At 71.7% G+C, this 26,238-nt stretch carries 20 protein-coding genes and 2 pseudogenes; 8 read left to right on the forward strand and 14 right to left on the reverse strand.

Features of this window, described 5'->3' with window-relative positions:
- Nucleotides 1–4 precede the first annotated feature (4 nt).
- From ACPWUT_RS03970 to ACPWUT_RS04000, 7 genes are read right to left on the reverse strand one after another with little or no spacing between them, the layout of a single operon-like run.
- Nucleotides 5–679: an SDR family NAD(P)-dependent oxidoreductase gene (locus ACPWUT_RS03970; protein WP_425840858.1), complete on the reverse strand. Its 675-nt coding sequence runs from the start codon at nucleotides 677–679 to the stop codon at nucleotides 5–7.
- Nucleotides 676–1,536 carry a fumarylacetoacetate hydrolase family protein gene (locus tag ACPWUT_RS03975; RefSeq protein WP_425840861.1) on the reverse strand — a complete coding sequence of 287 codons (861 nt, stop codon included), beginning with the start codon at nucleotides 1,534–1,536 and terminating at the stop codon, nucleotides 676–678. Before ACPWUT_RS03975 ends, ACPWUT_RS03970 begins: the two co-directional genes overlap by 4 nt.
- Entirely contained in the window at nucleotides 1,533–2,375 is an 843-nt protein-coding gene (locus tag ACPWUT_RS03980) for an SMP-30/gluconolactonase/LRE family protein (protein ID WP_425840864.1), read from the reverse strand. The genes ACPWUT_RS03975 and ACPWUT_RS03980 overlap by 4 nt, the downstream gene beginning before the upstream one ends.
- Nucleotides 2,375–3,109 carry an SDR family NAD(P)-dependent oxidoreductase gene (locus tag ACPWUT_RS03985; RefSeq protein WP_425840867.1) on the reverse strand — a complete coding sequence of 245 codons (735 nt, stop codon included), beginning with the start codon at nucleotides 3,107–3,109 and terminating at the stop codon, nucleotides 2,375–2,377. Before ACPWUT_RS03985 ends, ACPWUT_RS03980 begins: the two co-directional genes overlap by 1 nt.
- Nucleotides 3,106–4,089 carry a hypothetical protein gene (locus ACPWUT_RS03990; protein WP_425840870.1) on the reverse strand — a complete coding sequence of 328 codons (984 nt, stop codon included), beginning with the start codon at nucleotides 4,087–4,089 and terminating at the stop codon, nucleotides 3,106–3,108. Before ACPWUT_RS03990 ends, ACPWUT_RS03985 begins: the two co-directional genes overlap by 4 nt.
- The gene (locus ACPWUT_RS03995; protein WP_425840873.1) at nucleotides 4,031–4,792 is read right to left on the reverse strand and encodes a FadR/GntR family transcriptional regulator; all 762 of its coding nucleotides are present in this window, start codon (nucleotides 4,790–4,792) and stop codon (nucleotides 4,031–4,033) included. Before ACPWUT_RS03995 ends, ACPWUT_RS03990 begins: the two co-directional genes overlap by 59 nt.
- Before the next feature lie 18 nt (nucleotides 4,793–4,810).
- The gene (locus ACPWUT_RS04000; RefSeq protein WP_284529943.1) at nucleotides 4,811–6,019 is read right to left on the reverse strand and encodes a mandelate racemase/muconate lactonizing enzyme family protein; all 1,209 of its coding nucleotides are present in this window, start codon (nucleotides 6,017–6,019) and stop codon (nucleotides 4,811–4,813) included.
- A 291-nt stretch (nucleotides 6,020–6,310) separates the two neighbouring features.
- On the opposite strand from ACPWUT_RS04000, the gene ACPWUT_RS04005 reads away from it, so the two are divergent.
- The 3 genes from ACPWUT_RS04005 to ACPWUT_RS04015 are packed head-to-tail and all read left to right on the forward strand — an operon-like array spanning nucleotide 6,311 to nucleotide 9,425.
- Entirely contained in the window at nucleotides 6,311–7,639 is a 1,329-nt protein-coding gene (locus ACPWUT_RS04005) for an ABC transporter substrate-binding protein (protein WP_425840876.1), read from the forward strand.
- Nucleotides 7,636–8,583 (forward strand): carbohydrate ABC transporter permease, encoded by a 948-nt coding sequence (locus tag ACPWUT_RS04010; RefSeq protein WP_284529889.1) that lies wholly within the window; start codon nucleotides 7,636–7,638, stop codon nucleotides 8,581–8,583. Before ACPWUT_RS04005 ends, ACPWUT_RS04010 begins: the two co-directional genes overlap by 4 nt.
- Nucleotides 8,583–9,425 carry a carbohydrate ABC transporter permease gene (locus tag ACPWUT_RS04015; protein WP_425840879.1) on the forward strand — a complete coding sequence of 281 codons (843 nt, stop codon included), beginning with the start codon at nucleotides 8,583–8,585 and terminating at the stop codon, nucleotides 9,423–9,425. Before ACPWUT_RS04010 ends, ACPWUT_RS04015 begins: the two co-directional genes overlap by 1 nt.
- Before the next feature lie 13 nt (nucleotides 9,426–9,438).
- Here the strand turns inward: ACPWUT_RS04015 and ACPWUT_RS04020 are convergent, their stop codons facing one another.
- Together ACPWUT_RS04020 and ACPWUT_RS04025 are read right to left on the reverse strand one after the other, a co-directional pair.
- Nucleotides 9,439–10,179 (reverse strand): ThuA domain-containing protein, encoded by a 741-nt coding sequence (locus ACPWUT_RS04020; RefSeq protein ID WP_425840882.1) that lies wholly within the window; start codon nucleotides 10,177–10,179, stop codon nucleotides 9,439–9,441.
- Complete coding sequence (locus ACPWUT_RS04025) at nucleotides 10,176–11,315, reverse strand: Gfo/Idh/MocA family protein (protein WP_425840885.1); 1,140 nt, start codon at nucleotides 11,313–11,315, stop codon at nucleotides 10,176–10,178. The genes ACPWUT_RS04020 and ACPWUT_RS04025 overlap by 4 nt, the downstream gene beginning before the upstream one ends.
- Before the next feature lie 129 nt (nucleotides 11,316–11,444).
- Here ACPWUT_RS04025 and ACPWUT_RS04030 point away from each other — a divergent pair, with 129 nt between their 5' ends.
- The 5 genes and pseudogenes from ACPWUT_RS04030 (at nucleotide 11,445) to ACPWUT_RS04050 (ending at nucleotide 20,794) form a co-directional block, all read left to right on the forward strand.
- Entirely contained in the window at nucleotides 11,445–13,475 is a 2,031-nt protein-coding gene (locus ACPWUT_RS04030; RefSeq protein ID WP_425840888.1) for an alpha-galactosidase, read from the forward strand.
- Entirely contained in the window at nucleotides 13,465–16,554 is a 3,090-nt protein-coding gene (locus ACPWUT_RS04035; protein ID WP_425840891.1) for an alpha-mannosidase, read from the forward strand. The genes ACPWUT_RS04030 and ACPWUT_RS04035 overlap by 11 nt, the downstream gene beginning before the upstream one ends.
- A gap of 32 nt (nucleotides 16,555–16,586) precedes the next feature.
- Nucleotides 16,587–18,251, forward strand: a pseudogene (locus ACPWUT_RS04040) (glycoside hydrolase family 2 TIM barrel-domain containing protein); the annotation flags it as partial.
- A gap of 99 nt (nucleotides 18,252–18,350) precedes the next feature.
- A pseudogene (locus ACPWUT_RS04045) lies at nucleotides 18,351–19,523 on the forward strand (beta-galactosidase domain 4-containing protein); the annotation flags it as partial.
- A complete protein-coding gene (locus ACPWUT_RS04050) occupies nucleotides 19,520–20,794 on the forward strand; it encodes a hypothetical protein (RefSeq protein WP_425840894.1) in 1,275 nt (424 codons plus the stop codon). The pseudogene ACPWUT_RS04045 and the gene ACPWUT_RS04050, both read left to right, overlap by 4 nt.
- On the opposite strand, the gene ACPWUT_RS04055 is transcribed toward ACPWUT_RS04050, so the two are convergent.
- The 5 genes from ACPWUT_RS04055 to ACPWUT_RS04075 all read right to left on the reverse strand — a co-directional run bounded on the left by ACPWUT_RS04055 (nucleotide 20,783) and on the right by ACPWUT_RS04075 (nucleotide 26,195).
- Entirely contained in the window at nucleotides 20,783–21,583 is an 801-nt protein-coding gene (locus tag ACPWUT_RS04055; protein ID WP_284529900.1) for an ABC transporter ATP-binding protein, read from the reverse strand. The genes ACPWUT_RS04050 and ACPWUT_RS04055 overlap by 12 nt on opposite strands.
- Nucleotides 21,580–22,404 (reverse strand): ATP-binding cassette domain-containing protein, encoded by an 825-nt coding sequence (locus tag ACPWUT_RS04060; RefSeq protein ID WP_425840898.1) that lies wholly within the window; start codon nucleotides 22,402–22,404, stop codon nucleotides 21,580–21,582. Before ACPWUT_RS04060 ends, ACPWUT_RS04055 begins: the two co-directional genes overlap by 4 nt.
- Nucleotides 22,401–23,279, reverse strand: coding sequence for an ABC transporter permease (locus ACPWUT_RS04065; RefSeq protein ID WP_425840901.1), 879 nt, complete (start codon nucleotides 23,277–23,279; stop codon nucleotides 22,401–22,403). Before ACPWUT_RS04065 ends, ACPWUT_RS04060 begins: the two co-directional genes overlap by 4 nt.
- The gene (locus tag ACPWUT_RS04070) at nucleotides 23,276–24,226 is read right to left on the reverse strand and encodes an ABC transporter permease (protein WP_425840904.1); all 951 of its coding nucleotides are present in this window, start codon (nucleotides 24,224–24,226) and stop codon (nucleotides 23,276–23,278) included. Before ACPWUT_RS04070 ends, ACPWUT_RS04065 begins: the two co-directional genes overlap by 4 nt.
- Before the next feature lie 463 nt (nucleotides 24,227–24,689).
- The gene (locus tag ACPWUT_RS04075) at nucleotides 24,690–26,195 is read right to left on the reverse strand and encodes an ABC transporter substrate-binding protein (protein WP_425840908.1); all 1,506 of its coding nucleotides are present in this window, start codon (nucleotides 26,193–26,195) and stop codon (nucleotides 24,690–24,692) included.
- Nucleotides 26,196–26,238: the final 43 nt, after the last annotated feature.

The following is a 26,238-nucleotide window of genomic DNA, read 5'->3' on the forward strand; positions in this document are numbered from 1 at the left end:
CAGGTCAGTAGGTGGCGCGCCCCCCGCTGATGTCGTACACCGCGCCCGTGGAGAACGAGACCTCCGTCGAGCAGAGCCAGGAGATCAGTGCGGCGACCTCGTGCGCCTCGCCGACGCGCCGCATCGGGATGAGCGAGGTGATCCGCTCCAGCACCTCCGGCGCGGTCGTCGCGTTCATCGGCGTGGCGATGACGGCCGGGGCGATCGCGTTGACCAGCACCCCCGTGGTGGCCAGCTCCTTGCCCGCGGCCTTCGTGAGGGCGATGACGGCCGCCTTGGACGCGGAATAGGCGGCGAGCTGCGGATTGCCGTCCTTGCCGGCCATGCTGGCGATGTTGACGACGCGTCCCCATCCGGCCTCGACCATGCCCGGGAGGAACGCGCGCATCATGGCCACGGTGCCGATGACGTTCACCTCCAGCGTCGCCCGCCACTCGTCGAGCCCGGTCGCGACGAGGTCGCGGTTGGGGCCGACGATGCCGGCGGAGTTGACGAGCACGTCGATCGGGCCGACGCGCGCGGCGAGGGCGTCGACAGCTGCGGCGTCGGTGACGTCGACCCGCTCGTCGACGTCACCGGCGCGGTCGAGGGTGATCACGTGGAGGCCGTCGGCGCGGAGCCGCTCGGCCGTCGCCGCGCCCAGCCCGCTCGCGCCGCCCGTGACGAGTGCGCGCCTCATCGGGCCCCCACCACCCGCTGCGTCTGTCGGCCGAGGCCCTCGATCTCGAGCGTCATGACGTCTCCCTCCCGGAGGTAGCGCGGCGGCGTCATCCCCATGCCCACCCCCGGCGGAGTGCCGGTGTTGATGAGGTCGCCCGGTTCGAGCACCATGAACTGGCTGATGTAGTGCACCAGCGTGAACGGGTCGAAGATCATCGTCGCGGTCGAGCCGGTCTGGCGGCGCTCGCCGTTCACGTCGAGCGTCATCGCGAGCGCCCCGACGTCGGCGATCTCGTCGGGCGTCGCCAGCCACGGCCCGGCGGGATTGAAGGTCTCCGCCGACTTCCCCTTGAGCCACTGGCCTCCGCGCTCGAGCTGAAACGACCGTTCGCTCACGTCGTTGACCAGGACCCAGCCGGCGACGTGCGCCCGCGCCTGGTCGGGGGAGTCGAGGTACTGCGTGCGCGTGCCGATGACGATCCCCAGCTCCACCTCCCAGTCGGTCTTGTCGCCGCCGCGGGGAAGCCGGACGTCGTCGTCGGGCCCCACCACCGTGTTGGGCGACTTGCTGAAGAGGATGGGCTCGCCCGGGATCGGCATGCCGCTCTCGAGCGCGTGGTCGCGGTAGTTGAGCCCCACGCAGACGACCTGGTGGGGGCGCGCGAAGGGCGCGCCGATCCGCTCTCCGGCGAAGGCCCGGACCTCCCCGTCGCGCGCGCGCCCGGCGACCGCCGCGCGGATCCGCTCGACGCCCCCGCCCGCGAAGAACGCCGCGTCGAAATCGGGGACGAGGTCGGACACGTCGACGTAGGCGTCATCGCCGACTCGGACCACGGGTCGTTCCATCCCGGGCTCACCCAGGCGCATCAGTCTCATGACTCTCCTTCGTCGATCGTCTCCAGCGGCAGCAGCCAGACAGCTCCCGTGTCGGTGCCCATCGCGTGCGCCTCGTCGCGGCTGGCGACGCCGACGGCGAGCCGCCGTCCGTCGTCGCTCACGGCGCAGTCGTAGCAGGACAGCGGTCCGTCGTCCCCAGCGGGCGGTCGCCAGACGGTGCGGACCTCGCCGTCCCGCACGCGGACCACCTCGCCGGCGAAGGCCAGCGCGACGTACACCGACCCGTCGGGCGCGACGCTCAGGCCGTCGGGTCCCGATCCCGACGGCATCGCGATCTCGCGGATCCGGCGCCCGTCGCCGTCGAGGATGCTCAGCCGGTCGGCAAAGGTCTCCGCGACCACGACGGCACCGCCGGAGAGCGCGTCGCATCCGTTCGGGAAGACGAGGGGCTCGCCCCACGCGCGCGCCTCGCCCGTCGCCTCGACGCGGGCGAGGCGGGACGCCACGGGCGCGTCGCGGTCGGGATCGAAGCCGTAGCCGCCGACGAGGGCCCGGCCGGCGGAGTCCACGTGCATGTCGTTCGCGGGGTGCGAGAACACCCCCGTCAGGTCGGCGTGCTCGCGCACGGTGGCGCCCGCCACACCGAGCACCCGCCGGCCGTCGGCGTCGACGACGAGCAGCTCGCCGGTGGGGAGCCAGCCGAGGCCGCCCGGCATCCGGGGGCCGCCGTGCGCGTCGTCGATCGCCACCTGCATCGGCTCGCCGGGCGTCCAGCGGTGCACGCGGCCGCGGAACATGTCGCTGAACCAGAGCTCGCCCGCGCGCCAGCGCAGCGACTCGGGGAAGCCGAGGCCGGTGACCGCGGCGTGCGCGCGCATCAGAACCGCGCCCCGAGGCCGCCGTCGACGCCCCACACCGCGCCGGTCGTGTACGTGTTGTCCCGCGACGTCAGGAACCGCACGACCGGGGCGATCTCGTCGGCCGCGGCGCTGCGTCCGAGGGGGAGCCGCCCGCCCTCGACGTACCGCGCGCGGAAGTCCTCGGTGTCGGACTCGTCGGTGCCGTCCGGGAGCAGGCTCATCCGGGTGCGGACGAAGCCGGGCGCGACGGCGTTGACGAGCACACCGGATCCGGCCAGGTCGAGCGCCGCCGACCGGGTGGCCGCCTCGAGCGCGGCCTTCGCGGTGTCGTACGCCAGGCACGCGGGGTGGCCGAGGCGGGCGTGGATGCTCGTGATGTTGACGATGCGGCCCCATCCCCGGGGCGCCATCTCCCGCGCCGCGCACCGCATGAGGTCCATCGGCGCTTCGAGGTTGACCCGCCACACCGTGTCCCAGTCCGATGGCCCCGAGTCGAGCACCGAGCCCTCGCGGAAGACGCCGGCGGCGTTCACGAGCACGTCCACCTCGCCCAGTCGCCCGCGCGCCTCGTTCCAGGCCCCGGTGCGCGCGTCGCGGTCGGCGAGGTCGACGCGCACGGTCGTGCCGGCATCGGCTCCGGGGTCGATGTCCAGGCCCACCACCTCGTGCCCGTGCGCGCGGAGGTCGGCCGCGATGGCCGCCCCGATCCCGCTCGAGGTGCCGGTGACGATGCAGCGGAGGGACGAGGTCATGGCGCGGGCCTTTCTGTCGATCGCGAAGCGGGACGCACGCGGAGCGTCGTCGTCCAGGTGAGGCTCTGGCCGGGGCGCAGCTCGACGACGCCCTCGGGAGCGGCGCTGCCGATGCCGTGGGGCGTCGTGGTGGGCTCCACCCCGAGCGCGAACACCTGACCGTTCCACGGCTCGCCGGCCGAGGCGCCCGCCTCCTCCCACAGGAGCGCATGGGGAAGACCGGTCCAGGTCACCTCGACCGAGGACTCGCCGGCGCGCACGATGACCCGGCGCTCGCCGCGCGGGGTGAGGGCGCCCAGGCGCGCGGGGGTGGCGGCGTCGAAGTCGCTCCACCGGCCGCCGAACGCCTCGGTCCCGGCCCCCGTGGGGGACCCGTCGTAGCCGAGCGGCGACACCTCCGCGTCGGTCTCCAGCCGCAGTCCCTCGCCCCGGGACAGCGGCGCGAAGAGGTCGCCGCCGAGGATCAGGTGCTCCGCGACGCTCAGCGGACGCGGCCGTCCGCCCGTCTGCACGAGGGTCGTCGACGCCGTCAGCGAGCGAGGCGCGAGCGTCCACTCGCGCGTGATCCGCACATCGTCGTCGCTCCACTCCACGACGGCACGCGCCGTCTCGTGCGCGAGCACGCGCCACGGCGCCTGCGACGCGGCGCCGTGGAAGTACTGGCGCGGGTGGGCCCCGGGCTCGGGGGCGCCCGCCGTCGGCGCGCACAGCTGCCACCCGCCGCGCCACCGGCGGACCCACTCGTCCTCGGTCGCGGCGGGGGCGCCGCGCGTCACCCGGTCGGCCCAGGCCACCTGATCAGCCCAGGGAGTGCGCGCGAGCACCGACATGCCGTCCACGGACAGCTCGTCGACGACGGCGCCCTCGCCGGGCAGGAGCCGGGCGCGCGCCCCGCCCGTCCGCAGGATCAGCGCCGGGTCCTCAGTCGTCGCCGGCGGCCTCGGGATGTCCGAGCGCCTCGATGAGGGCGGACTTTCCATCGAGCACCACCTCCAGCATCGCGTTCGCCGCTCGTTCGCCGTCGCCGCGGTTGATCGCCGCCAGCACGTTCGCGTGCTGGGCGACGTCGGCGGCCAGGCGGGCCTCGTTCGTCGCGGTGACCTGCTGCACGCTGAAGCTGAGGTACATCGAGTCGGCGACGACGGCGCCGAACTGGCGCAGCAGGGCGTTGTGGCTCGCGCCGTAGACGGCCACGTGGAAGTCGACGTCGGCGTGGGCGTAGGCGTCGCGATCGCCGACGGAGGCGTCCATCGCGCGCAGCGCGGTCTCGAGGCGGCGGAGGTCGTCCATGCTCGCGCGTCCCGCCGCCAGCCGGGCCGCCTGCGGCTCCATGATCTGGCGGACCTCGACGAGGTCTTTGAAGATCGACTCCCCGCGTCCCTCGTCGCTGTGCCAGCGGAGGATGTCGACGTCGAAGGCGTTCCACTGATCGGTGCGCCGCACGCGGGTGCCGATCTTCTGCCGGATGTCGACGAGGCCCTTCGCGGCGAGCACGCGCATGGCCTCGCGGACGGAGGTGCGACTGACGGCGTACTGCTCGGTGAGCTCGGCCTCCTTCGGAACGAGGTCTCCGGGCGCGTAGGTGCCGCGGACGATCGCCCGTCCGATGCCCTCGATGACCTTCGCCTGCAAGCCGCGCATGGCGTAGCCCGAGCCGCGATCGACTTCCGTAGCGTCGGCCACGAGCGACCTCCTTGGGGGTTAGCTGATGGCATTCACTTTAGGCGGGCCGTCGACGGGCAGAGGGCTGGAGAACACCGGCACGCCGTCGATGGCGATGTCGACGGTGCGCAGGTACGGCCGGAGCGCGTCGAGGTCGACGTCGATGCCGAGGCCGGGCGCATCGGGGGCGCGGATCTCGCCGTTGTGGTCGGGGGTGATGTGCTGCACCGACAGCACCTCCGCGACGCGCTTGGGCTCGACGGGGTACTCGCAGATGCGGTGGTCGGCGAGGCCCGCGAACGGCTGCAGCGAGGCCGAGAGGGCGAGATGGGAGGTGAAGGTGTGGTTGACGAAGGTCACTCCGCTCGCCACGGCATGGTCGGCGACCTCCTTGGCGGGTCCGATGCCGCCGATGCGTGCCGCGTCGATCTGGACGAACCGCACGTTGCCGTAGTCGATGAGATTCGTCGCCATGTGGACGGTGTGCGCGCCCTCGCCGCCGGCGATGCCGACCCCGCGGGCGGCGCGGGCGAGTTCGGCGTGGGGGACGAAGGCGTGGGGGAGGAAGGGCTCCTCGAGCCATGTGGCCCCGGCCGCCTCGAGTGCGGGCAGTCGCTCGAGGGCCGGCTGGAGGTCGTCGCCCCAGATCTGCCCGGCGTCGACGAGCAGGAGCGCATCGGAGCCGAGTCCCTCGCGCGCCGCGGCGACGTGGTCGGCGTCCTCGGCCGCGCTGCCGGTGCCGTAGCGACCCCACCCGAACTTGACGGCGTGGAATCCGCGGGCCTGCACCGAGCGGGCGCGCTCGAGGGTGTCCTGCGGGGTGGCGCCGAAGAGCATGGACGCGTAGGGGAGCTTGGCGTGGCTCTCGGCGTAGCCGAGCATCCTCCAGACCGGCTCCTCGCGGGCGCGTCCGAGCAGGTCCCAGAGCGCGATCTCGATGCCCGACCACGTGTGCGCGGCCTGCAGGAGGTCCATGCTGTTGCGGGCGACCAGGCGCGCGATGCGGGCGATGTCCTCGGGGCCGTCGAGAGACTCGCCGAGCACGCTCGCGCCCACCGGCTGGCAGACGCCGTGGGAGCGGGGCGCGACGAAGGCGGCGATGGAGGTGAGCGGCGAGGCCTCGCACTCGCCCCATCCGACGTGGTCGCCCGCGGTGACGCGCACCAGGAGCGCATCCTGACTTCCATCGGCCTCCAGGGTCACCTCCGGCATGGAGGCGTAGAAGAAGTCGACCGCGTCGATTTTCATCACAGGGCACACCTTTGTTCGAGATACATCATATGTAACCGCGATCCTGACGATTTGGCAACGCCGATTCCGCGCCGAACTCTTGCGGAACACCATGCTAGGTATGATGTAATAATCGCGAGTGACCGTCATGGTCACTGTCGCCGTGGATGGGACGAAGATGTCGCACAACCCGTATCCGTGTCGAGCCGAAGGCGGCCCCGCACGCACCGACATCCTTTCCGGCCGTCCGTCGACGTCCGTTCCGGCCGGCCGACGCCGGCGGAGTGCTCCCAACGAAAGGACACAGCAATGAAGACTCGCACCGTCGGTGGGCTCGTGCTCGCCGCAGGATTGATCGGTTCGCTCGTCGCGTGCGCACCGGCCGAGGAGACGCAGTCCGGTGACCGAGAGCTCGTGATCTGGGACACCGGCATCCTGGGGCGCACCCTCGAAAGCGGCGAGGCCGACCTCGAGAACTCGTTCATCGACCAGATGGCCGCGAAGTTCGAGGAGGAGAACGAGGGGGTCACCGTCACGGTGGTCCAGCAGGGCGGCGACATCTCCGCGAACAGCGCCCAGTTCCAGGCGGCCTCGATCGCGGGCGACGGACCCGACATCCGCGTGCAGTACGCAGGCGGACCCACCATCTCGTTCGCGGAGTTCTTCGAGCCGCTCGAGCCCTACCTCACCCCCGAGATCATCGAGTCGATGAGCGGCTTCAACGTGAACCGCGAGGGATTCTCGGCGGACGGGGCGATCCTCGGCATGCCGTACGGCGCCGGCAACATGTTCACGGTGTTCGGCAACAACGCGATCCTCGAAGAGGCCGGGATCGACCCCGCCGAGCCGATCACATCGTGGGAGCAGCTGGTCGAGAACGGCCGGCAGGTCGTCGACCGCACCGACAAGAACGGCTTCTGGATGGCCAACCTCGAAGGCTACGTCGGGGCGTGGATCATCAGCGCCCTCGTGGGCGGCGAGCTGGGCGAGTCCGCGTTCACGCAGATGTACGCGGGGGAGATCCCCGTCGACGACCCCGCCATGGTGAAGGCGTACGAGGCGTACGCGGAGCTCGGTCAGAGCGGCCTGGCCAACCCCGACGCCGGCCAGGTCTCCAACGGCGAGTCCACGGCCGGGTTCGTCAACGGCTCCAGCGCGTACTACATCGTGGGCAGCTGGGAGAACAACAACATGGTCGACGCGTTCGGCGACGATGTGAGCGTCTCGCTCATCCCGATGCTCGAGGGCGCCGCGTACCCGAAGATGGCGGCGGGCGGCCCCGAGATCGCGCTGTCGATGACGAACTACTCGCAGAACAAGGAGCTCGCCGGCGAGTTCCTGCAGTTCCTCGCCGAACCGGCCAACCAGGATCAGTTCGTGAAGCTCTACCAGACGCAGGCGTCCAACCACCGCGACGCCGACGCCTCGCTCATCGAGAACCCGCTGCTCCAGCAGGAGTTCACGCTCCTGCAGGAGGCCACCGACGGCATCGTCTTCGCCTTCGACTCGGTGATGCCGCAGGCCACGATCGACCTGTTCTACCGGGTGAACGCGGGGGTATTCCTCGGCAGCATCACGCCGGAGGACGCCGTGCGGCAGCTGGCGGACTCGTACCAGGCGGAGATCGCGAACCAGTGAGTTCCTCGTCCTCGTCCGCTCCGACCACCACCCAGGCGGTGGTGGTCGGAGCGGACCGTCTCCCCGCCCGCCGTCCCGGCGGCTTCCGCCGCCGCGACCGCTTCATCGGCCTGCTGTCGGTGGCGCCGGCTTTCCTCATCGTCGTCGGCTTCATGGCGTTCCCCGTGGCCTTCGCCGTCTTCATCTCCTTCACGAAGACGAACGGCCTGCGGTTCGAGTGGAACAACTTCCAGAACTACACCGCGCTGCTGACCGATCCGGTCGTGCACCAGGTGTTCCTCAACAACCTGAAGTTCCTCATCTCGGTGCCGCTGGTGATCTTCGCGGCCCTCATCGTCTCGGTGCTGCTGTTCGAGCGCGTGCGCGGCTGGCGCTTCTTCCGGGTCATCTTCTTCCTGCCGAACGTGCTCTCCGTCGCGGTCATCGGCATCATGTTCCGGAACGCGTTCGGCTACTACGGCGGCGTCAACCAGGCGCTCGCGCTGTTCGGCATCGAGCCGATCCAGTTCTTCACCGACGGCACCCTCGCCATCTTCGTCATCATCATGGCGCTGGTGTGGTCGGGCTTCGGCTATCAGGCCCTGCTCCTCCTGGCCGGTCTCACTTCGATCAACCCCGCCGTGTTCGAGGCGGCGGCCATCGACGGCGCCGGCTGGTGGAAGCGGCTCTGGTACATCACCCTGCCCAACATCCGCCGCGTGCTCGGCTTCGTCTTCATCATCAACGTGCTCTACACGTTCACCTCGCTCTTCGGCTTCGTCTTCGTGATGACCGCGGGCGGTCCCGGATTCGAGACGACGACGATCGACTACCTCGTGTACCTGCGGGCCTTCTCGAGCAGCAACCTCGGCTCGGGGGCCGCGCTCGCCGTGGTCCTGTTCCTGTTCATCGGCATCCTGACGGTCATCCAGAACAGGGTGTTCAAGCTGGGGGAGGAGGACTGATGTCCGAGAGCGTGAGCGGCCGCCTCAGCAGCCGCGGCGTCCGATGGCCGATCTTCATCGCCCTGTGCCTGCTGGCGGCGTCGATCATCTACCCCCTGTGGTTCGTGATCATCACCAGCCTGCGCCCGAACGCGGACTACCTGCAGAACCCCTTCGGCCTTCCCAGCGAGTGGACCCTGGACAACTACGCCACGCTCTCGTCGGCCTACGGCCTCGGGCGCGCGTTCGTGAACAGCCTCATGGTCACCTCGATCGCCGTCGTGATCGTCCTGATCCTCGCGACGATCGCCGGCTACGCGCTCGCCAAGCTGCCCGTGCCCGGGACCAAGTGGGTCACCGCCACCTTCGTGTCGGTGATGCTGATCCCGGGGCCGGTGCTCATCATCCCGATCTATCTGCTGCTGGCCCGGCTCGGCCTGCAGGGCTATCCGGGACTGATCCTCGTCTACGTCGCCACTGGCCTGCCCTTCGCGACGTTCTTCCTGACCCTCACGTTCCGCTCGATCCCCGACGAGGTGATCGAGGCCGCGCGGATCGACGGCGCGGGCCTGTTCCGCACGCTGTGGTCGATCGTGCGCCCCATGGGCGCCAGCGGCATCGCCACCCTGGCGGTGCTGCAGTTCCTCGGCGTCTGGAACGAGCTGATCTTCGCGGTCATCCTCATCCGGGACCAGTCGCTGTGGCTGCTCACCCCGACGCTGGCGACGATCGGCGACCGCTACCTCAACGATCAGCCGCTCGTATCGGCGGGCCTGTTCGTCACGGCATCGGTACCGCTCGTGCTGCTGGCGTTCGCCTCGCGCTACATCATGCAGGGGCTGCAGGTGGGCGTCAGCCGCTGACGCCGACCTGATCTCAGGAGGTGAACCAGCCGCGCGGGTGGAAGGTGGCGTCGAGGGCGTCCCCGCGGCGCACCGGCGCCGCCCAGCGGACGCCGTTGGCCAGCACGGTCTGCACGTCGGGGTGGTGATAGACGGGGTACTCCTGGTCGCCGGGCGAGAAGTAGAACACCCGCCCGAAGCCGCGGGTCCAGGTCGCGCCGGAGCGGAAGACCTCGCCGCCGGAGAACGTCGAGAGGAAGACGAGCTGCTCCGGCGCCGGGATGTCGAAGTACTCGCCGTACATCTCCTGCTCGTCGATGACGAGCGGATCGGGCACGCCCGCGGCGATCGGGTGGGTCGGTGCGACTGTCCACACCAGCTCGCGGTCCCCGTCGTTGCGCCACCGCAGCGAGCACGTCGTGCCCATGAGCCGCCGGAAGATCTTCGAGTAGTGGCCGGAGTGCAGCACGATGATCCCCATCCCGCCGAGGACCGCCCGGTGCACGCGATCGACCACCTCGTCGCGCACGCCGGGGTGGTCCTCGTGTCCCCACCACAGCAGCACGTCGGTGTCGCCGACCACCTCCGGGGGCAGACCGTGATCGGGCTCCTCCATCGTGGCCGTGCGCACCCGCACTCCGTCGCCCAGGTGCGCGCGCAGCCCCGCGGCGATGGCGCCGTGGATCCCCTCGGGGTACAGCTCCGCGGCGCGCGAGCCTTCGCGGCGCTCGTGGATGTTCTCGTTCCAGACCGTGACCCGCAGCGGTGCGCTCACACCACCACCTCCTGTCCCTGTGCCGCCGACCGGTAGCAGGCGTCGATGATCCTCACGCGCTCGAGGAGCCGGCGGTGGTGCTCGGCCTCGTCGCGCACCGGGCGTCCCTCCCGCTGGGCGCGGACGGTCTCGACGAACTCCGCGATGACGAGGGGATGCTCGCCGCCGGCGACCCTCACGTCGGGCGCGAGGGTGAGGGCCGTGCCGGCGCGGTCGCGGAAGACCCGGATGGTGTCCTCGCCCTTGTAGCGGGGGATGAACAGCCGCACGCCGCCGTCGACGCCGAGGAGCTCGATCGAGATGTCCTCGTCGTCGACGGTGTGGCCCGCCCAGCTGATCTCGAGCGCGACGCTCGCGCCGTCCTCCAGCCGCAGCAGGGCCGCGGCGAGGTCCTCGACGCCGAAGTCGGCGCCGCTGGTCATCTGGTCGACGCGGTCCATCGCGCCGTAGCCGGCGCGCCCGAGCTCGCCGTGGGTCACCGCGCTCACCGTCCGCACCCGCGGTTCGCCGAGCAGGTGGAGGAGCGTGTCGATGACGTGGGGCCCGAGGTCGATGAGCGCGCCCCCGCCGGCGAGCTCCGGCGACGTGAACCACGAGCGCAGCCCCGGGATGCCCGACCTGCGCTTCCAGGAGGCCCGGGCGTGGTAGATCCGTCCGATGCCCTCGGTGCGCAGGTAGTCGGCCACCCATTGCACGTCGGCGCGGCGCCGGTGGTTGAAGGCTGCATCGAGCACGCGGCCCGCCCGCGTCGCGGCGTCGATCATCGCCTGGGCGCCCTCGGCGGTCACGGCGAGCGGCTTCTCGCAGAAGACGTGCTTGCCGCCCTCCAGCGCGGTGACGGCCAGCCGGTCGTGGAGGACGTTGGGGGTGGCGATGCTGACGATGTCGAGGTCGTCGCGGGCGATGAGTTCGTCGCCGTCGGCGTAGGTGTGGGCGATCCCGTGCTGGGCGGCCAGCAGCTCCAGGCGCTCCCGCTCCTTGCCGGCGAGGGCGACGACCTCGATCCCGGGGAGGGAGCGGAAGGACTCGAGGTGCGTGGTGCCGGCGTAGCCGAGGCCGATGACGCCGACACGCAGGGTGTCCGCGTCGCGGCGGTCCCCGTCCAGGGGAGTGGGGGAGGATGTCGACGGGGACACGAGGGCCTCTCTGCTCTGGGTCGAGTATTGATAATACTAAAGACGGTAGACCCGCTAGGCTAGGACCAATCCTCCACCAAGGATGCGGTATTAGGTAAGATGTAAAGCCTCGAAGGAGAGGAAGCCGCGATGTCGTCAGCGCACGGTCCCGAGGGGGTCCGCGTCCCGGGGGCGCCGGTCCGGGCGGAGATCTCCTCCGGCGAGCTGCGGCTCGACGGGCGCGTGCTCGGTCGCGTCGCACCGGGGGCGATCGAGGTCGGGGCCCGCCCCGTGCGGCCGGAGTCGGCGGGGCTCGAGGCGCGGTGGTCGGCACGACGGATCGCCGGGCGCGATGCGTGGGAGCTCTCCCTCGACCTCGTGAACACGTCCGATCGCCCCGTCGCCGTGACGCGCATGGATGCCTGCGGCCTCTCGCTCGACTGTGCGGACTCGCACTGGGTCACGCGCTGGTACCGGTCGGCGTGGGGCGATGAGTTCCGCCCCGAGTCCGGGACCACCCGTCACGACACCGTCCTGGACGTGCGCTCGGGCCGCTCCAGCCACGGCATGTCCCCGTGGCTGGGTCTGGAGGCCGAGGACGGCCGCGGCGCCGTGATCGTCAGCCCCGCCTGGAGCGGCAACTGGCACATCCGCGCCCTGTCCGGTGGGCACGTCTCGGCGGGGATCTCGCCGTGGCGGCTCGAGGTCGAGCTGGCACCCGGCGAGAGCGTCTCCGCCCCGTCGGTCGTCGTCGCGGTCGCCACGAGCCTCGACGAGGCCGCCGGGGAGCTGCAGCGCGCCGTCGCGGAAGGATGGCTGGCGCGCTCCGAGGCTGCCGACGCCGCCCCGCCGGAGTGGAATCACTGGTGGCCCTACGAAGACGTCGAGGTGACCGAGGAGGTCATCGCTGCCAACGCCCGCGTCGCCGCCGAGCTGGGCATCCGCGTGGTGACCGTCGATGCGGGATGGTTCGGCGCGCCCGACGCCGGCAGCGACTGGCAGGAGCAGCGCGGCGACTGGGATCGCGTGAACACGGCGCGATTCCCGTCCGGCCTGGCGGCGCTCGGTCGGAGTGTCCGCGCAGCGGGCGCCGAGCCCGGCATCTGGACCGAGGCCGAGGCGGTGGGCCGGGCCGCGCGCCTGCGTCAGCAGCGCCCCGAGGCGCTTGCACGCGCCGACGGCAGGCGGCGGGACCCGTCGTACCGGGTGACGACGGTCTCGCTCGACGAGGACGACCCGGGCTTCCTCGGCTACGTCTGCCTCGGGTCCGAGGCGGGCCGCGACCATGTCCGCAGCGCCCTGCGCGACGTGGTCGCGGCCGTCGGCGCGCGATGGGTGAAGCTCGACTTCAACATCGATCCCGACGGCGGCTGCACGCGCACCGACCACGGGCACGGCCGCGGCGACGGACTGCTGCGCCACTACCAGGGGCTCTACGCGGTGCTGCGCGAGTTCCGCGAGACCCACCCCGAGGTCATCCTCGAGGCGTGCGCCTCGGGCGGCCTGCGGCTGGACCTCGGCCTCGCGCGGGAGGTCCACGGCTTCTTCCTGAGCGACCCCGACTACACCGAGCACCACCTGCAGGTGCTCCACGGGGCCGCCCATCTGCTCCCGCCCCTCGGGATCCTGCACTGGTCGCAGTCGCAGTGGCGGGGCGACTATCCGCCGCAGCAGCTCGACTGGTCGGGGCTCGCCGCCCCGGCGTTCGACACGATGCTGCGCGCGGCCATGCTGCACCGCTTCGGGGTGAGCCTGCGTCTCACCGAGCTGCGCGAGGATCTGCGGATCCGGCTGGCCGAGCACGTGCGCATCTACCGCGACGACATCGCGCCGATGCTCGCCGACGCCGTCCTCGTGCCGCTCACCGGCGCGCCGCTGCGCGACGGCCGGGGGGAGCGCGCCCCCGCGTTCCAGCTGTCGTCCGTGCGCACCGACGCGCACGTGCTCGCCGCGTTCGTCCTCGCCGGGGGCGAGCGGCCCGCGGCGTGCATCCCGCGCGGCCTCGATCCCGTTCAGGAGTACGTCGTGACCGACCTGGCCGGCGAGACCGAGGGCGCGACGCGCACCGGGGCCGAGCTGATGCGCGACGGTCTCACCCTGCCCGACACCCCGGACGCGACGTCCTGGCTGATCCGCATCCGACCCGCGAGCGCTCCGGAGGACGCCCCCGATGCACGATGACCACGCCCTCGTCGAGGGCCGGCTCCGCCGCTTCGTCGCCGATCGGCTGACACCGGCGATCTACCGCGACCCGCATCCGGTCACCGTCTCGGCATGGCAGGCGCCCGGCGAGCCTGTCGACGTCGCCGACGCGATGGGCCGGCCCTACAGCCCCGTCGCCGTCGGCTGGAGATGGGGCCGCGCCTGGTCGACGGTCTGGCTGCACGTGCAGGCCGATGTCCCGGCCGCCTGGCGCGAGCAGCTGCCCGACGGGTGCGAGGCGGAGCTCCTGGTCGACTTCGGGTACAACCGCTCGCGCTCGGGTTTCCAGGCCGAGGGTCTCGCGTACCTTCCCGACGGCACCCCCGTGAAGGCGATCTCCCCGCTCAACTCCTACCTGCCGTGGGACGTCTCGAAGGGGCCCCTCGACGTCTACATCGAGGCGGCCGCCAACCCCGATGTCGCCGGCGAGTACACGTTCGCGCCGACCGGGCTCGGAGCATGGGACACCGCGGGCGAGGAGCCGCTGTACGAGCTCCGGCAGCTCGAGGTGGCCCTGCGCGACGTGGAGGTGTGGGAGCTCGCCCAGGACGTGTGGACGCTGCGCGGGCTGATGGAGCAGCTGCCCGCGTCCTCGCCGCGGCGGCACGGCATCCTCCGCGCCCTCGAGGACATGATGGACCGGGTCGACCCGTCGGACGTCGCAGGGACCGCGAGCGCGGGAAGGGAGGCGCTGGCCGCGGTATTGAACGCGCCGGCGTCCGCGTCGGCGCACCGCGTGGTCGCCACGGGCCACGCGCACATCGACTCGGCGTGGCTGTGGCCGCTGCGCGAGACCGTGCGCAAGTGCGCCCGCACCTTCACGAACGCGACCGCGCTGATGGACGAGTACCCCGACTTCGTGTTCTCGTGCTCGTCGGCGCAGCAGTACGCCTGGCTGCGGGACCATCATCCGCGGGTCTTCGACCGCATCCGCGAGAAGGTCGCGGCCGGGACCTTCGTGCCGGTGGGCGGCATGTGGGTGGAATCCGACACCAACATGCCGACGGGCGAGGCCCTGGCGCGCCAGTTCATCCTCGGCAAGCGCTTCTTCCGGGAGGAGTTCGGCGTCGACTGCGAGGAGGCCTGGCTGCCCGATTCCTTCGGCTACTCGGCGGCACTGCCCCAGATCGTCGCGGCGGCGGGCGAGCGCTGGTTCCTCACGCAGAAGATCTCCTGGAACCAGACCAACGCCTTCCCGCACCACACCTTCTGGTGGGAGGGCATCGACGGCACCCGCGTGTTCACCCACTTCCCGCCGGCCGACACCTACATCAGCGAGCTGTCGGCGGCCGAGCTCGCCCACGCGGAGCGGAACTTCCGCGAGAAGGGGCGCGCGACGATGTCGCTCGTGCCCTTCGGCTGGGGCGACGGCGGCGGCGGACCCACGCGCGAGATGATGGCCGCCGCCCGGCGGACGGCCGATCTCGAGGGTTCGCCCCGGGTGACGGTGGGCTCGTCGCGCGACTTCTTCGCCGCCGCCGAGGCGGAGTACCCCGATGCGCCGGTGTGGACGGGGGAGATGTACCTCGAGCTGCACCGGGGCGTGTTCACCTCGCAGCTGCGCACGAAGCAGGGCAACCGCCGGAACGAGGCGCTGCTGCGTGCGGCGGAGCTGTGGGCGACCACGGCTGCCGTGCGCGCGGGCGCGGCCTACCCTGCCGAGGTGCTCCGCGAGGCCTGGGAGACGGTGCTGCTGCTGCAGTTCCACGACATCCTGCCCGGGTCGTCGATCGCCTGGGTGCATCGGGAGGCGGAGCAGCGCCACGCCGACGTGACCGCGCGGCTGGAGGGCGTGATCGCCGACGCGGTGAGCGCGCTGGCTGAATCGCGCGTCGAGGCCGAGGGGCGGGGCGCCGCGCCGGCCGGTGCCGAGCCGGCCGGTGCCGTGCCGCTGATCAACTCGTCGCCGTTCGCCCAGGCGGGAATCGCGCCGCTCGGCATCGGCGTTCCCGTGCTCGCGGCGGGCGAGGTGACCGTGCGTGCCGAGGGCGACGAGGTGGTCGTCGAGAGTTCGCACCTGCGCGTGGTGGTCGATGCCGGCGGTCGGATCGTGTCGCTGCGGGACGCGGCAAGCGGGCGCGAGGCGGTCGCGGACGGCGAGGCCGTCGGGACGCTGCGCCTGCATCAGGATCTGCCCAACCTCTGGGACGCCTGGGACCTCGACGCGCACTACCGCCGCTCGGTCACCGAGCTCACGGAAGCCGCAGAGCGCGAGGTCGAGCGCCGCCCGGACGGCAGCGTGGCGGTGCGGTCGCTGCGTCGGGTCGGGGCCTCCACCATCACGCAGTGGGTGGTCGTCGCGCCCGGAGCCGCCGACGTCGCCCTCGAGCTCCACATCGACTGGCATGAGCGTGAGAAGATCCTCAAGCTCGCGATGCCGTTCGACGTGCACGCCGACCGGATCGCCGCCGAGACGCAGTTCGGCCACCTGTGGCGGGCGACCCACACGAACACCGGGTGGGACGCGGCGCGGTTCGAGGCCTGCCAGCACCGCTTCGTCCACCTCGCCGAGCCGGGCTGGGGCGTCGCCGTCGCCAACGACTCGACCTACGGGTACGACGTCGACCGGCAGCCTTCCGCCGGCGGCGGGGTGCGCACGACGGTGCGGTTCTCGCTGCTGCGCGCGCCGCTGTTCCCCGACCCGGAGGCCGATCAGGGCGAGCATCGGATGGCGTTCCGCATCCGCCCCGCCGCGACGATCGCCGACGCGGTCGAGCTCGGCTACGCGCTGGCGAACCCGCTGCGGCCCGCGCCGGCGGCGGTGGCGCCGCTGGTCGTATCCGAAAACCCCGGCGTGGTCATCGAGACGGTCAAATGCGCCGAGGACGGCAGCGGCGACGTCGTCGTCCGCGTCTATGAGGCACTCGGCCGGCGTGCCCGCACCACCGTCCGCCTGTCCGGGGCGGACGCCGCGGAGGTGGAGCTGACCGATCTGCTCGAGCAGCCCCTCCCGGACGAGCCTGTCCACGCCGCTTCCCGCACCGGCGCCGCCATCGATCTCGACCTCCGTCCGTTCCAGCTGCGCACCCTGCGCTTCCGAAAGGTCGTGGCCGCGTGACCGCGTCGTCCGATGCCCGCCCGCTCGCCCCGATGGACCTGTCCGACCCGGGTCCGCCGCGCGGCACCGTTCCGACCGTCGCCAGCTGGCGCACCGACGCGCGCGAGTGGACGCTTGACGGCGACTGGTCGTTCCGCTGGTTCCCCGCCGCGGATGACGCCGACCCGCATCCCACCGACGTCGATCCCACCTGGGGCGTCATGCCCGTTCCCGCGAGCTTCGTCATGCCGCACCTCGACGCTGTCCACGACCAGCCGCACGGGCGACCGGTCTACACGAACAAGTGGTACCCGTTCCCCGTCGACCCGCCGCACGCCCCCGATCGCAACCCGATCGGCGAGTACCGGCGCCGCTTCGGCGTCGACGACGTGCCGGCCGGGGCGGAGCTGCGGTTCGGGGGCATCGAGGGAGCCGCCGACGTGTGGCTGAACGGAGTGCTCCTGGGCAGCACACGGGGCAGCCGCCTGCCGATGGCCTTCGACGTGAGCGGCCTGCTCGCGGCGGAGAACGTCGTCGTCGTCCGCGTGCACCACTTCAGCGCCGCGACGTACCTCGAGGACCAGGACGCCTGGTGGGCGCCCGGGATCGTCCGCTCGGTCATCGTCCGCGAGCGCCCCGCCGGGGGCGTGCACGACGTGCGGGTCGCGGCGGACTGGTCGGCGTCCGGCGCCGTCCTCCGCGTCGACGCGCAGACGCGGGACGGTGCCGCGGCCCGCGTCGAGATCGTCGAGCTTGCCACGGACATCCCCGTCGGGACCCCGACGCCGGTGCCCCGCGCCGCCGCCTGGAGCGCGGAGCATCCGGTGCTCTACACCCTCCGGGTCTGGACGGACACCGAATCGGTGACGATGCGGATCGGCTTCCGCACGATCGACATCGTCGACGGGGTGTTCCGGGTCAACGGGGCGCCGATCCAGCTGCGAGGCGTGAACCGGCACGAGCACCACCCGCGCTGGGGGCGCCACGTGCCGGCCGAGACGGTGCGCGAGGAGCTCCTCCTCATGAAGCGGCACAACGTGAACGCCATCCGCACCTCGCACTATCCGCCCGATCCGCTCATGCTCGACCTCGCCGACGAACTGGGCTTCTGGGTCATGGACGAGTGCGACTTCGAGACCCACGGCTTCGGCGAGGTGGGGTGGCGGGGCAACCCGACGGATGACCCGATGTGGGAGGCGGCGCTGCGCGATCGTGCGGCGCGCATGGTCGAGCGGGACAAGAACCACCCGTGCATCGTCATGTTCTCGCTCGGCAACGAGGCCGGCGAAGGGCGGAACCTCGCCGCGATGGCAGAGGAGATCCGGGTGCGGCGCCCCGGGGTGCCCTTGCACTACGAGGGCGACCAGGCCAGCGCCGACGTCGACGTGTGGTCGCGGATGTACGCCCACCCCGACGAGGTCGAGTTGATCGGGCGCCGCGCCGAGCCGCCGCTCACCGACGCGGCACTCGACGCACGCCGACGCGCGATGCCCTTCGTGCTCTGCGAGTACGCGCACGCCATGGGGACGGGGCCCGGCGGGCTCACGGAGTATCAAGAGCTGTTCGACGCCCACCCGCGCATCATGGGCGGCTTCGTCTGGGAGTGGCTGGAGCACGGCATCCACGTGGCCACGGCGGACGGCGTCGTCACCCGCTACGGCGGCGACTTCGGTGAGCCGCTGCACGACGGGAACGACATCATCGACGGGCTCATCGCCGCCGACCGCACCCCGCGCGCCCAGCTCACGGACCTCGCCGCGGTGTTCGCGCCGGTGCGCATCGATGTCGGCGACGACGCCGTGTGGATCCGTTCACGCCGTGATCACACCGACACTTCGGACCTCGCCTGGCGCTGGCGCCTGGACGGGCCCGGCGGCCGCATCGACGACGGCGCGCTCGCCGTGCCCGCGGTGGGCCCCGGCGGTCGGGTCTCGGTCGCGCTGCCCGAGGGGATGCGCACGGCGTCGTCGCGCGAAGCGGTGCTCACGATCGAGGCGGTGACCGCCGCCGACGCGCCGTGGGCGGAACAGGGTCACGTCGTGGCCCGTGCTGCGCGCACGCCGGCGCACGACCTCGGGGCGCTCACCCGCGCACAGCGGCGGCCGGCCGCCCCGGCGGCGTCGCTGGACGACCTCGTGCTCGACGCGCGCACCGGCGCCGTCATCGCGCTGGGCGGCGTGGCGGTGGCCGACTGGCGCCTGGTGCTCGACCGGGTGCCCACCGACAACGACCGCCACGCCGGCTGGGATGAGCTGACCGACCCGCCGGCGGCCGAGCGGTGGCGTCAGCTGCAGCTCCACGACCTGCACACGCGCCTGGTCGCCCTCGAGCGCTCGGCCGGCGCCGTGGTGGTGCGCACCCGTCACACCGGGCCGTCGACCGACGCGCACGTCGACGTCGTGTGGTCGTGGACGGAGCGCGCGGGCGGACTCGCGCTCGCGCTCGACGTCGCACCGGGCGGCACCTGGCCGAACTGGACCTCGCACTGGGCGCGGGTCGGCGTGGGCTTCTCCCTCGCGGGAGCGGCGGCATCGGTGTCGTGGGCGGGGCGAGGGCCGGGTCCGGCGTATCCCGACACCGGTCAGGCCGCGACGGCGGGATGGTTCACGCGCTCGCTCGAGGGGCTGCAGGAGCGCACCGTACGGCCGCAGGAATCGGGGGCGCGCGCTGCGCGATGGGTGCGGCTGGAGGGCGATCCCGGCCTGGAGATCGGACTGCGATCGGGCGATGACGCTGTCTCCGAGCCTGCGGTCACCGTGCGTCCGTGGTCGGAGGCGGCGCTGCGGCGCGCGGCGCACGACGACGAGCTCGTCGCCGACGGCCGCACGCACGTCGTCTGCGACCTCGTCCGCAGCGGCGTCGGCACGGCGCGCTGCGGGCCCGGCGTGCTTCCCGCCTACCGCCTGCCTGCCCGCCGGGTGTCCGGCGAACTGATCTTCTGGCCGGACGTCCCGGCATCGGGCTCGCAGCGGGAGGGGAGCGTCGGATGAACGACAGCATCGAGATCGACACGGGTGCGGCGGGGATCGTGCTGCGGCTGACGCCGCGGGAGCGGCTGGTCTTCGGCTCGTTCGTGGACTGCAACATGGCCACGGCGTGGGTGGGGGACCGGTTCCGGATCTTCCCCGGCAAGTACGGCGAGGATCCCGTCTGGGGCCCGGCGAACGACCTCATGATCGGCGAGGGCGCGACCGCGGGAGAGGCCTTCGCGCTGCCCCCGGAGGGCTTCCGGCGTCCGTCGCTGCCGCCGAACGCCGCGCCCGGGAGCGACGGGCTCCACGGCGCCGTCTGGTTCGAGTCGATCCATCAGGATCCCGCCGACCCGACCGGCCGGACGCTGTACGCGATGTACCACAACGAGAACTACCCCGAGACCCTCCCGTTCGACGAGGCCACCGGCAGGGGGCTCAGCGACCGGGACTGGCCGCCGGGCCTGCAGGGCGACGACTCCGTACAGGCCGTGCCCCGCATGGGCATCATGCGCTCGCGCGACGGCGGCGACAGCTGGAGCGACCTCGGCATCGTCCTGGAGGACCGGGACGACCGCATGATCCGACTGCCGGTGAATCGCAACTACTGCTTTCCCGGCGGTGTCGGCGATCCCTCGGCGGTGGCGTGCGGCGATCACCTGTACCTCTTCTACGGCGAGTACGCCTATCCCGGTCCGTGGCACGCGGACACGTGGGATGCCGAGGTCGAGGCGTCCGGTCAGTGCATCAGCGTCGCGCGGATCGCGCTGGGCGATCTCGACAGTCCTGCCGGCGCCGCCCGGCGGTGGGACGGCACGGCCTTCGCGGCGCCGTGGGACGGTGCCGGCGTTCCCATCCGGTCGCTCCAGATCCCCCGGGAGCACGGCGGTGGCGCCGTCTCTCAGGGCGATCAGCTGTACTACTGGGGGCCGTCGGTCAGCTGGAACGAGCACGTCGGCGCCTGGATCATGCTCATGGGACGTGTGGACGGCGCGTTCTGGGTCGGCGACAGCGTCTTCGTCTCGGTGAACCCGCATCGCGACCTGGGCACGGGCGACAACTCCCAGCAGTGGTCGCGGCCCGTGCGGGTGCTTCACCGCCCGGGACACACGCTCTGGTACCCGGCCTTCCAGCCGACGGACGACGCGGAGGACATCGCCGCGCGGCGCACCTGCGTCCGCCTGGGCGCGCGCGCCCGCCTGTTCGTCAAGGACATCACCGAGGCCGCCCAGGAGTACGTCTGCGAGATGGACGTGGAGTTCGTGCGCCGCCGGTCGCCGTCAGCTCGGTGAGCGGGGCGTGATGGTGGGGATGGAGGCCAGCAGGCGCCGGGTGTAGGCGACCTGCGGCTCGAGGAGCACCTTCTCGGTCGGGCCCTCTTCGACGATGCGACCGTCCTTCATCACGACGACGTCGTCGCACAGGTTCTGCACGACGCCGATGTCGTGGGAGACGAGAACGAGCGTCAGCTGCCGGGTGGCGCGCAGCTCGCGGAGGAGGTCCAGGATCTGCGCCCGCACGGTCACGTCGAGCGCGGACAGCGGCTCGTCGCCGACGAGCAGCCGCGGCCGGTGCACGAGCGCGCGGGCCAGGGCGATCCGCTGGCGCTGTCCGCCCGAGAACTCGTGGGGGAAGCGGTCGGCCATGTCCGCGTCGAGTCCGACGTCGCCGAGGACCTCGCGCACGCGCGCGCGGCGGTCGCCCTCGATGCCGAGCGCCCACAGCGGCTCGGCGATGATGCGCCCGACGCTCATCCGGGGATCCAGCGACGCGTAGGGGTCCTGGAACACGATGCCTGTCTGCCGTCGCAGCCAGTGGAGCTCCCGCGCACGGGCGCGCGCGTCGACCGGCGCACCGTCGAACGAGACGGTGCCGGAGGTCGGCGCGTCGAGTCCGAGGAGGAGCCGGATGAGCGTCGACTTCCCCGATCCCGACTCGCCGATGATGCCGAGCGCGGTGCCCTCGCGCACGTCGATGTCGGCGTCGTCGAGCGCCGTCGTCCAGCGCTTCGGGCCGAACGGGCGGGCCGCGGGCGACGGGAAGCGGCGCGTGAGCGCGCGGCCGCTGAGCAGGGTCGTCATGACGCGCCCTCCCGCCGCGGGGACGGTCGCACATCGGGGCGACCGTCTGGTCGCCACAGCGTCGCCGTCGCGTCGCGCAGGAGGCCCTGCGTCACCGGCGACGCCGGCGCGGTGAGCAGCTGCGACAGCGGCCCCTGCTCGACGATCCGCCCGTCCTCGAGGACGACCGCCTCGGTCGCGACCTGCGACAGCACCGCGAGGTCGTGTGTGATGAACACCAGCGACATGCCGTCGTCGTCGACCAGCGACCCCAGCAGGTCGAGCATCTCGGCCTGGATCGTGACGTCGAGTGCCGTGGTCGGCTCGTCGGCGATGAGCAGCCGCGGGCGGCACGCCAGCGCCATCGCGATCGCCACCCGCTGCCGCTGTCCGCCGGAGAGCTGGTGGGGATAGCGGCGCACGATCTGCGCGGGTTCGGGAAGGCGCACCCGCTCGGCCTCGGCGATCGCGCGGTCGCGGGCGGTCCGACGGGGGAGGCCTTCGTGGATGCGGATCGACTCCGCGATCTGCCGCCCCACCGTCCGGATGGGATTGAGCGCGGTCCGCGGCTCCTGGAACACGATGCCGATCTCGTCGCCGCGCAGGGCGGCCAGCTCCCGGTCGGGGAGTCCGATCAGCTCGCGCTCGTCCCAGCGGATGCTGCCGGTCGCCGTCGCCCCGTCGGGGAGGAGCCCGAGCAGCGCCAGCGCCGTCAGCGACTTGCCCGAGCCGGACTCCCCGATGAGGCCGAGGCGGGCGCCGTCGGGCACGTCGAAGGAGATGCCGTCGACGACGCGGCGGCCGCCGATCTCGATCACGAGGTCGCGCACCACGAGGCTCATGCGATCACCGCCGGCTGAGGGGTCTGCGGGGCGCCGGCGCGGCGGGAGAGCGTGGGGTCGGTCGCCTCGCGGAGGGCGTCGCCCAGCAGGTTCAGACCCAGCACGGTCAGGGTGATCGCCAGGCCGGGCCACACCACGCTCAGCGGATGGATCGTGATGTAGGCCTGGAGCTCCTTGAGCAGCAGGCCCCACGACGGCTCGGTCGATGGGGCGCCGAAGCCCAGGTAGCTGAGGCCGGCCTCGGCGAGCACGGCGACGGCCATGCCCCACGAGAGCTGCACGATGAACACCGGCGCGACGTTGGGGAGGAGGTGCCGCCAGAGGTTCTGGAGGGGGGTGAGACCACTCGCCCTCCCCGCCAGCACGAAGTCGCTGTGGAGCACTCGGCGCAGCTCCGGACGGGTGACGCGGGCGATGTTGACGCCGAAGCCGATCCCCACCGAGAGGATGACCACCCACAGCGAGCCGCCCCACACCGAGGAGATCATCATGGCGATCAGGAGCACCGGGAAGGCGATGAGGATGTCGACGGCCACCGCCACCGATTCGCGCACCCACCGCGCCGTGAGGGCCCCGAGGGCGGCCAGCACGAGGCCGAGGAGGGTCGCGACCAGGCCGGCGCCGAGCGCCACCCACACCGTCGTGCGGGCGCCCGCCATGAGGAGGCTCAGGATGTCGCGTCCCGAGTTGTCGGTGCCGAGGACGTGCGGCCAGCCCGGCGGCGCCCAGCGAGCGGCGATGTCGACCCGCTGCGGGTCGAACGGCAGCCAGAACACCGACACGAGGGCGACGAGGCCGATCGCGGCCACGACGAGGATGCCGAACCTTCCGGTCGACAGTGCCCAGAGGCGCGACAGCCAGGCGAGGCGCGTCATTCCGCCTCCCGCTGCCGGGGATCCATCACCCGGTGGGCGAGGTCGACGACGAAGCCGACGATCAGCACGAAGCCGGTGAGGGCGAGGAGCTCGCCCTGCACCTTCGGCAGATCGCGGTTCCCGACGTCGGCGACGAGCATCCGGCCGATCCCGGGCAGCCCGAACAGCTGCTCGATGACCACGGCGCCGACGATGATGCCCGCCACCTGGAGGCCGAGCACCGTGATGATCGACAGGCCCACGTTGGGGAGGCCGTGCCGCAGGAGCGCCTGTGTGCGCGTGAGCCCCTTGGCGGCCGCCGTCCGCACGTAGTCCTGGCCGACCGCCTGCAACGTGGCCGACCGCACGAAGCGCATCAGCATCGCGCCCTCGATGACGCCGATCGTGATCGCCGGCAGGAGCAGGGAGCGAAGAGCAAGACCCGGCTCGTCCCAGCCGGTACGGGGGAAGCCCTGCGCCGGCAGCCAGCCGAGCCACACCGCGAAGACGATGACGAGCATCATCCCCGCCCAGACCACGGGCACCGCCGCCACAGCCTGCGCGCCGACGCTCAGTGCCGTGCCGTCGGGGCGTCCGCGTCGCACCGCCGACAGCACCCCGAAGGGCAGGGCGACCAGGAGGGCGATCGTGAGCGCCAGCAGACCGAGCGGAATCGTCACCTCCGCCTTCTGGAGCAGCTCGTCCATCACGGGAGTCCCGGTCAGCTGGGAACGGCCGAGGTCGCCGGTGAAGATGCCCCCCACCCACGCGCCGTACTGGGTGAGCAGCGGGGCGTCGAGCCCGAGGCGTTCCCGGATCGCGGCGATCTGCTCGGGGGTCGCGTTCACCCCGGCGATGAGCTGAGCCACATCGCCGGGGAGGACGCGCAGGGTGAGGAAGATGAGCGCACTGGCGACGAACAGGCCGAGCAGCAGCAGGGCCAGTCGCGTCAGTGCGTAGCGGATCACTTCGCGGTCTCCAGTGCGGCGCGGGGACGCCGATCGCTCGGGCTGAGGGTGTCGTTGACGGAGGCCGCTGTGAGGTGGGTCAGAGAGGGGCGTTGCAGGAGTAGCCGTACACGTACGTGCCGCCGCCCGCCTGCGTCTCTCGAACGCTGTAGCGGTACTTTCCACCCACGAGGCCCGTGTAGGTGTACTTGACCGTCACGTTCAGCGGGAGCGAGAACGTTTGAGTGTAGGGCGCGCATCGGAACCCTGGTGCCGTCGCAGCGTTCGCGGCCTGAGGAATCCCGAGGGCCGCGAACGCCACTGCTCCAGCGACGGCGATAGTTACCTTCAACTTGCGTGTGCGTGCGTTTTGCATGGGTTGACGACCTCTCATCGGGGTGGTTGATACTCCCCCTGCATAGCATGTACGCCACTCCGCTGCGCTTGTGCATGCGCGCCATTCGTGCCATCGCGACGGTTCTGCTTAGCCCTTGACCACCTCGGCCACGTTGAGGCGTTCGTTGACGTTCACGGTCGGGAGTCCCGCGATGCCGGTGCTGACCGCGACGACCGAGGCGCCGTTGTAGAGCCAGTCGGCTGCGTGGTCCTCCGACACGATCCGGGCTGCCTGACGGAGGAGATCGTCAGATTCCGCCTCATCTGTTGCCGCCAGGGACTCGGCGTACAGGCGCTGCACTTCGGGGTTGTCGTAGGTGAAGTAGTAGTCCGGGTTCGCCCAGTTCTCGAAGTCGCGCGCTTCGGTGTGGAGAACGAAGCTGAGGTCGTAGTCCTGGTTGATGTAGACGTCGTTGATCCAGGTCGCGAACTCGACTTGGTTCACTTTGAGAGTGATTCCCACGTCGTTCAAGTTCGACACCAGGATCTGCGCCACAGTCGTTCCGTAGTCGGCCGCCAGCGTAAGTTCGAGCGTGATTCCCTCAGCGTCGGCTTCAGCGAGCAAGGCTCGCGATGCTTCGGGATCGAATGGCGCGACCGCTGCGAGGTCCTCGTATCCCGGGTCAAGTTCAGGGATCGGTCCGTACTCGGTAGCGCCAGCGCCGAGGGCCGCGACAATCGATTCCTTGTCAATCGCCTGACGGATCGCCTGACGCACGCGAATGTCGTTCAACGGTGTCCTACTCGAGTTGAAGGCCAGCGTCCCCTTGTCTGTTGACGGGCCGATGACGACGGCGAAGTCGCCGCCCGCCTCGATCTGGTCGGTGAGGGTGGCATCGAAGCCGGTGAGGGCGTCGAACTCGCCCGCCAGGGCGCCCGTGAGAGCGGCCTGCGGGTCACGCACGTAGCTGAAGACGACCTCGGCCACCTGCGGCTTGTCGCCCCAGTACGCGTCGTTGCGGGCGAAGGTGATGCTGTCGCCCTGCTTCCAGCTCTCCAGGGTGAAGGGGCCGGTGCCGTTGGCCGCCGTCTTGCGGTCGGTCTTGTCGCCCTCTTCGAGGATGAGCCCGGCGCGGCCGGTGAGGTTCCACAGCAGGGTGGAGTCGGGCTCGCTGAGGGTCAGCGTGATGGTCTGGCCCTCGGCGGTGATGCTGTCGACCTTGGCGAGACGGGCGGAGTCGCGGAAGGTCTCGGTGTCCCTGACCTGCTCGAGCGACCACACGACGTCGTCGGGGGTGAGCTCCTCGCCGTCGTGGAACAGGACGCCCTCGCGCAGGGTGAAGGTGTAGGTGAGGCCGTCGGGCGAGACCTCGTAGTCGCTGGCGAGCGACGGCACGATGTCCTGCTCGGGCGTGCGCGCCACGAGCCCCTGGTAGACGTTGTCGATCAGGATCTGGTCGAGCGCGGCGCCTGCGGTCTCTCGGATGTCGAGGTTGCCGGGCTCGAGCACGAGACGGATGTTGACCGACGCGTCGGGATCGGGCGTGATCTCGGTCGTCGTGGGCGCGGGCTCGGCGGTGCCGGTGCAGCCCGAGAGCAGCAGCGCGCCGGCGGCCAGCAGGGCGGCGGCGACGAGGGTGGGGCGACGGAGCATGTGGGTGGGAATCCTTTCGCAAGAGGCAGGCGGCTCGGGCAGC

This window comes from Microbacterium sp. PA5, from assembly GCF_049860775.1.
Taxonomy (GTDB): domain Bacteria; phylum Actinomycetota; class Actinomycetes; order Actinomycetales; family Microbacteriaceae; genus Microbacterium.